Source organism: Hymenobacter nivis (assembly GCF_006439025.1).
Classification (GTDB): domain Bacteria; phylum Bacteroidota; class Bacteroidia; order Cytophagales; family Hymenobacteraceae; genus Hymenobacter; species Hymenobacter nivis_A.
This window is the reverse complement of sequence record NZ_RCYZ01000017.1, coordinates 39,711-46,801: the sequence shown is the minus strand read 5'-3', so window position 1 is coordinate 46,801 and position 7,091 is coordinate 39,711. Positions and strand designations below refer to the sequence as shown.

Here is a 7,091-nt window from a genome sequence, read left to right as displayed (position 1 = left end):
CCCTGTGCATCCCCACCATCTTCGTCGCCTACACCGGCGAGGCCCTCGACTACAAGGCCCCGCTGCTCAAGTCGCTGGCCGTGCTCGAAAAGGCCGCCCTGGGCGTGTGCCAGTACTTCGACAAGGACGTGGCCCGGGTCCACACCACGCTCGGCATCGAGCAGGAGTACTTCCTCGTCGACAAGGCCCTCTACGACGCCCGCCCCGACCTGGTCATGACCGGGCGCACGCTCTTCGGCCACGCCCCGGCCAAGGGCCAGCAGCTCGACGACCACTACTTCGGCTCCATCCCGGCCCGGGCGCACGGGTTCATGCTCGACTTCGAGGAGGAAGCCACGGCCCTGGGCATCCCGCTGCGCACGCGCCACAACGAGGTGGCCCCGAACCAGTTCGAGTGCGCCCCCACGTTTGAGGACGCCAACCTGGCCGTGGACCACAACCAGCTGCTGATGGACATCATGGGCCGGGTGGCCGAGCGCCACCACCTCAAGGTGCTCTTGCACGAGAAGCCCTTTGCCGGCGTCAACGGCTCGGGCAAGCACAACAACTGGGCCATGAGCACCGACACCGGCGTCAACCTTTTCTCGCCTGGCAAGACCCCGAACGACAACTTACAATTCCTGACGTTCTTCATCACGACGGTGAAAGCGGTGCACCGCTACGGCGACTTGCTGCGGGCCAGCATCGCCTCGGCCAGCAACGACCACCGCCTCGGGGCCAACGAGGCCCCCCCCGCCATCATGTCCGTCTTTCTTGGCTCGACGCTCGATAACGTGTTGAACGAGCTGGAGCGGACCTCGGAGCTACAGCTCGAAAAGGCCGACAACATTTACCTGAAGCTGGGGATCGACAAGATCCCGGCCATCCTGCTCGACAACACCGACCGCAACCGCACTTCCCCCTTCGCCTTCACGGGCAACAAGTTCGAGTTCCGCGCCGTGGGCTCCTCGGCCAACTGCTCCTCGGCCATGACCACGCTCAACGCCATCGTGGCCGACCAGCTGCTGGCCTTCAAAACGGAGGTCGACGCCCTGATCGAGCAGGGCAAGAAAAAGGAGGTGGCCATCGTCGAGGTGCTGCGCCAGTACGTGATCAGCTCCAAGGACATCCGCTTCGAGGGCAACGGCTACTCCGAGGAGTGGAAGGCCGAGGCCGCCCGCCGGGGCCTGGCCAACGTGCCCACCACCCCGCAGGCGCTCGACGCGCTGGTGACGCCCGAGGCGGCCGCCTTGTTCGCCCGCCACGGCATCCTCTCGGAAGTGGAGCTGCACGCGCGGCACGAGATCTTGCTCGAGGAGTACCAGAAGAAGATCCAGATCGAGGCGCGGGTGATGGGCGATTTGGCCATCAACCACATCATCCCCACCGCCATCGCCTACCAAACCAAGCTGTTGCAAAACGTGCAGATACTGCGCGAGCTGGGCCTCGACGACGAGCACACCCAAATCACCGTCGACATGATCAAGGCCATTTCCAGCTACGTGGGCACCATCAAAACCACGGTGGACGAGATGGTGGAGGCCCGCAAGGTGGCCAACAAGCTGACCGATGTGCGTGCGCAGGCCATCGCCTACTGCGACGACATCAAAACGAAGTTCGCCTCCATCCGCCGCGCCGTTGACAAACTCGAGCTACTGGTGGCCGACGAGGACTGGCCCCTCGTGAAATACCGCGAGCTGCTGTTCCGCAACTAAGCGCCGCCGCCAGCCAGGGGCAGCAAGGAGCACGAAGTGCCCTTTGCTGCCCCTTTTGCGTGGGGCCCCGGGCGCGCGGGGGCCCTACCTTTGCGGCCGTAATGGAAAAACCCAGCATCCCGCAAGGCACCCGCGATTTTGGCCCGGCCCAGGTGGCCCGCCGCCAGCATATTTTCGGCGTCATCCGCCGCACGTTCGAGCAGTTTGGCTACGCGCCGATTGAGACGCCAACCCTGGAAAACCTCTCGGTGCTCACCGGCAAGTACGGCGACGAAGGCGACCAGCTCCTGTTTAAAGTGCTGAACTCGGGCAACTTCCTGGTGAAGGAGCGGCGCGGCGAAATCACGCCCCTCGTAACGGCCGACGACCTCGCCCAGGGCCCCCGCGCCGTGCTGCCCAAGATTGCCGAGAAGGGCCTGCGCTACGACCTCACCGTACCCTTCGCCCGCTACGTGGCCATGAACCGGGCCACGCTCACCTTCCCCTTCAAGCGCTACCAGATGCAGCCCGTGTGGCGCGCCGACCGCCCCCAGCGCGGCCGCTACCGCGAGTTTTGGCAGTGCGACGCCGACGTGGTGGGCACCGATTCGCTGCTCTGCGAAGCCGAGATTGTGCTGATGATGGCCCAGGTGCTCAACGGCTTGGGCTTGGTGGACTTCACCATCAAAATCAACCACCGCGGGGTGCTGCGCAACATTTACCAGGCGCTGGGCAGCGAGGGCAAAGAGACGGACTTGTTCGTGGCCATCGACAAGCTCGACAAGATCGGGCGCGACGGCGTGACCAAGGAGCTGCTCGAAAAGGGCTTCTCGGACGCCGCCATCGACACGCTGTTTGAACTGCTGACGGTGGGCGGCGGCTACGCCAAGAAGCTCCAGCGCCTGCTGGCCGGCTTCGTGACGGCCGGCGTGGAGCCCGACAGCCAGCGCCCGGGGCCCCAGGAGCCCACCGACGAAGCCGACGATTCGGCCGACGCCTACTACCGGGGCCTCAACGAGTTGGCCGCCGTGCGCGACCTGCTGCAAGCCTCCGGCTTCACCCAATTTAACCGGTTGGAGTTTGACCCCACCCTGGCCCGGGGCCTCTCCTATTATACGGGCTGCATTTTTGAGGTAAAAATCAACAACGTGGCGATGGGCAGCGTGAGCGGCGGCGGGCGCTACGACAACCTCACCGGGGCTTTCGGGCTGCCGGATGTGTCGGGCGTGGGCTTCTCGTTCGGCGTGGACCGGCTCTACGACTGCCTGGAGGAGCTGGAGCTGTTCCCAGCCGGCACCGGCACGCTCACGCGGGTGCTGCTGGCGCAGTTCGACGCGGCCTCGCTGGCCGCCGGGCTACCGCTGCTGGCCCAGCTGCGCGCCGCCGGTGTGCCCGCCGAGCTGTACCCCGACGCCGCCAAGCTCAAAAAGCAGTTCCAATACGCCGACCAGAAAGGCATCCCGTACCTGCTGCTGGCGGGCCCCGATGAGCGCGCTGCCGGCCAGGTAAAGCTGCGCGACATGCGCGCCGGCCAGGAGCAGCTGCTGTCGGTGGCCGAAGCCGTAGCGGTACTGTCCCAAGCCCAATAGCCCGCCCGTGCCCAACTACCTCCTCGCGCCCGGCGCGCCCCTCCCCCTCAGCACCCTGGCCGAGCTACTAGCCAACGGCGAAACCGTGGCCCTGGGCCCCGAAGCCGCCGCTAGCTTCATCCCCGCCGGAGCCCCTGCGGAGGCCTCGGAGCTGGCCGGCCTGCGCGCCCAGGCCTACGGCACGGGCCCCGAAGCGCCCCAGCCCCTGGTGCGCCTGATGCTGTTGCTGGCTGTGCACCAGGCAGTTAACGAGCCCATTGGCCTGGCCCGCCCCACGGCCGAGCGCCTGCTGGCCATGTACAACCGCGAGCTGCTGCCGGTGGTGTTCGAGCAGGGCGGCGACGCAGCGGCCCGGGCGCACCTGGTCCTGCCGCTGCTAGGCGAGGGCGAAATCAACTACCAGGGCTACCGCCTGGCCACGGCCGACGCCTTCAGCCTGTTCAGCTGGGAGCCGCTGGCCCTACGCGCCGGCGAGGCGGGGGCCCTGCTGCGCGGCGCGCCCTTCGCCCTGGCCTACGCCGTGGATGCACTACTGCGCGCTCAACGCCTGGCGCGGGCCGCGGCAGCCATCCGGGCGCTGGCAATGGCAACGGAAACGCCCGAAGAAACGGCGCTGTCCGCCGCGCTGGCCGTGGCGGCGCAAGCCGTAGCCGGGGCCCTGGACCACGCGGAAGCAGCCCCGCTGGCCCCAGCGCTAGGCCAATTGGCGGCGGCCGTGGCGGCGCTAGGCCAGGCGGCGTCGACCCGGGCCGCACAGCGTGCAGCCGGCCCAGGGCCCCTGAGCCTAGCGGCGCACACCACCACCAGCAGCCAGCTAGTGGCCGCCGAAGCCGACGCCTACGCCGCGCTGCGCACCCGCCAGGTGGTAGAAAACGTGGAGCAATTGCTGGGCCTGGAGCTGCTGGCCACCGCCGCGGGGGCCCCCACGGGAGGCTCAGAATCGGGCGAAACGCTGCTGGCGGCCTTTCGGGCGGCGGTGCCCGGCGGGGGCCCCGGGGTGGCCCCGTACCCGGCGCTGCGGCAGGCGGCGGCATTTGTGCGGGGCCATGCGTGGCTAGCGGTGGGCCCCGGCGGGGCGCAGTAGCGCGGGAGGGCCGTCAGGGCGTATTTTTGAGCATGAAGCGGACGCTCCCCGGATTATTTCTCCTTTTGCTGATGGCCCTGATGGGGGGCCTGGTACCCGGGCAGGCCCGGGCCCAGAATTGTGCCCAGCCCCCGCCCACCGACTGCGGCGGCGTGCCGTTTGCCGTGGTGGATGCCACCACTGGGCAAGAGGTGCAGGCGCTGTGCGTAGGCCGGCCGGTGCGCTTTGTGCCCTGCGCCAGCCGCGCCGTATCGCCTGACCTGACGTACTATACGGCCCTGCCGGGCACCGATGTGTACCCGCCCGGCTGCCTGATTTCACCTACCGGCGCCAGCACCGTGTACCGCTACACGCCCACCGCGCCGGGGCCCGTCACCATCTCCGAAAACGCTAATACCACGCTGGCCAACGGCGGCGTCATCGGCACGTTTTACACCCGCGTGCTCACGGCCTACGCCACCGTGCCGCCGCCGTTCACCATCGCCCCCTGCCCCGCCGGCGTGGCCCTGGTTACGGTGACGGATGCCGTGTACGACCGCTACACCGTGCGCGCCGGCAGCGGGCCGGAGGTGGCCGTGGTGCGGCGCAACCTGCCCCAGGTGGTGGCGTTGGCCGGGGCCACCACCGTCACCGTCACGGGCTACTACGCCCTGGTGGGGCCCTGCACCAGCCCCAATACCCAAACCATCCCCGCCCTGGCGCCCCCCCAGGTGCCCGCCCTGAACACCCTGGCGCTGAGTGCCCCCGCCCCCACCGGCGAGCTAAGCCTGGGCGTGGGCCAGCTGCCCACCGGCTACACCTACACCTTGCAGCGGGCCCCGGCCGGCAGCACCGGCCCGTTCCAGAACGTGGCCGATGTGCCGCCGGGCAGCACCAGCGTGGCCCTGCCCAATGCCCCGGCCGGCGGCTACCGCGTGCTGCGCACCGACAACTGCCAAACCGCCACCGTGCCCTCGGCCACCCGCTACACGCTGGGCCTGGCCGTGGCCTCGTCGGCGCAGGGCCGCATCCAGCTGCTGCTCACCGATGCTAACCCCAGCCCGGGGCCCTACGCCGTGACCCGCAACGGCGTGGCCGTCACCAACCTGACCGCCATCAGCGGCGGGCTGGAAGACGCCAACGTGGTGTGCGGCACCCGCTACACCTACCGCGTAAGCACCGACGGCGGGGCCGTGCTCTCCAATGAAGCCGGCCTCGTGGCCACCTCCACCGTGGCCCCGCCCACGCCCCGCCTGGTGGCCAGCTTCAACCTGCAAAACCTGGTGACGCTGACGCCCAGCCTGCCCGGGGGCCCCGTGACGGCCGGGGGCACGCTGCGCTACCGCCGCCTGCCCAGCACGGGCCCCGTATCCGATTTCCTCACGGCCACCAGCGGGCGCACCGTTACCGACTCGACGGCCGCCGCGACGCTCACCGCCGTGTGCTACTCACTGCGCCTCACCGACTTGTGCGGCAACACCTCGGCCGAAAGCGGCGTGGCCTGCCCGAGCATCCTCACCGCCCGGGCCCTCGACGATGAGGCCACCGCCGTGGCCCTAAACTGGTCGGCCTTCACTGGCCCCGACCCCGCCCAGCCCGTTGCCTACACCCTCCAAGCCCTGGCCCCCGACGGCACGGTGCTGGCCACGGCCGCCCCCACTGCGGCCTTGAGCACCACTGATAATCAGCCACCAATCGACCGTCAGGTGCTGCGCTACCGCCTGCAAATCAGCGGGGCCGGCATTCCGGCGGGCACGTTCAGTTACTCCAGCGTGGCGCAGGTGCCGCGCCGCGCCCGCCTGCTGCTGCCCAACGCCTTCACGCCCAACGGCGACGGCCTGAACGACGTATTTGAGGTAAAGGGCCGGTTTTTGGATAATTTCGTGCTCATCGTCGTGGACCGCAACGGCCAGCAGGTGTTTCGCGCCACCAACCGCGCCACCACCTGGGACGGCACCATCAACGGCCACGCGCCGGTGAACGGCGTGTATATCTGGCGCTTCGAGCAAACCGACGAAGCCGGCCAATTCACGCGCCAAACCGGCACCGTCACGCTTTTAAAGTAGCGCGGACTTTGTAATTCTGCGCGTGGGGGCCCTTGCAGAGCAATCATTCAACCGCGCGGACTCACAGAGTCTACGCTACGCCCTTGTCCCATGTCCTTTTTCCAACGCCACCGCGCCAACCTCACCCAGGGCCTGTTTATGGGCGGCTTGGCCGTGGTGTTTTTCACCGACCTGAAGGCCCCGGTGGTGGGCACCTTGCAGCAGGGCCTGCTGGCCACCGGGCTGTGGCGGCCCGCGCTGCCCGCCCCCCGGCCACCGCACGCCGGGGCCCCCAGGCCGCTGCCCGACGCGCCGCTCTACACCCTCGACGGCCGCCCCACCAACCTGCGCCGCTACGCCGGCAAAGTGGTGGTGCTGAACCTATGGGCCAGCTGGTGCCCGCCCTGCCGCGCCGAGATGCCCGCCCTCCAGCACCTCTATAGCCAGGTAGATACCGCCCGGGTGGCCTTCTTGATGGTGTCGCTCGATGAGAACCCCGACCGGGCCCGCCGCGTGGTGGAGCGGGCCGGCTACACGTTTCCGGTATTTTTCCCAGCCGCGCCGCTACCCAAGGTGTTCGACACAAAATCCATCCCCACCACCTTCGTGTTGGGCCCCGACGGCGCCGTGGCCACCCGCCACGAAGGCATGGCCGACTACGACACCGCCGAGTTCCGCGCCTACTTGCAGCAGTTGGCCGGCCAGTAGTGCCCAATTTTCA

The 7,091-nt window shown here is 68.6% G+C and carries 5 protein-coding genes; all 5 read left to right on the top strand.

Annotation, left to right across the window (positions count from 1 at the left end; translation table 11 throughout):
* Positions 1-1,694 (top strand): glutamine synthetase III (locus tag EAH73_RS22670; RefSeq protein WP_140469720.1); only part of this gene is annotated, 1,694 nt, incomplete at its 5' end.
* 101 nt (positions 1,695-1,795) lie between these two features.
* Positions 1,796-3,262: a histidine--tRNA ligase gene (gene hisS / locus EAH73_RS22665; RefSeq protein WP_140469719.1), complete on the top strand. Its 1,467-nt coding sequence runs from the start codon at positions 1,796-1,798 to the stop codon at positions 3,260-3,262.
* Positions 3,263-3,269: 7 nt separating this feature from the next.
* On the top strand, positions 3,270-4,346 hold the full coding sequence (locus tag EAH73_RS22660; RefSeq protein ID WP_140469718.1) for an aromatic amino acid lyase: 1,077 nt from the start codon (positions 3,270-3,272) through the stop codon (positions 4,344-4,346).
* Between the two features lie 32 nt (positions 4,347-4,378).
* Positions 4,379-6,391 (top strand): gliding motility-associated C-terminal domain-containing protein, encoded by a 2,013-nt coding sequence (locus tag EAH73_RS22655; protein ID WP_140469717.1) that lies wholly within the window; start codon positions 4,379-4,381, stop codon positions 6,389-6,391.
* 90 nt (positions 6,392-6,481) lie between these two features.
* Positions 6,482-7,078, top strand: a complete 597-nt coding sequence (locus EAH73_RS22650; protein WP_240047375.1) for a TlpA family protein disulfide reductase — start codon at positions 6,482-6,484, stop codon at positions 7,076-7,078.
* The last annotated feature ends 13 nt before the right edge of the window (positions 7,079-7,091 follow it).

What these genes read in the sequence shown, in the direction of transcription:
- hisS (WP_140469719.1), top strand. Translation starts at nt 1,796, where the DNA reads ATGGAAAAACCCAGCATCCCGCAAGGCACCCGCGATTTTGGCCCGGCC.
- EAH73_RS22655 (WP_140469717.1), top strand. Translation starts at nt 4,379, where the DNA reads ATGAAGCGGACGCTCCCCGGATTATTTCTCCTTTTGCTGATGGCCCTG.
- EAH73_RS22650 (WP_240047375.1), top strand. Translation starts at nt 6,482, where the DNA reads ATGTCCTTTTTCCAACGCCACCGCGCCAACCTCACCCAGGGCCTGTTT.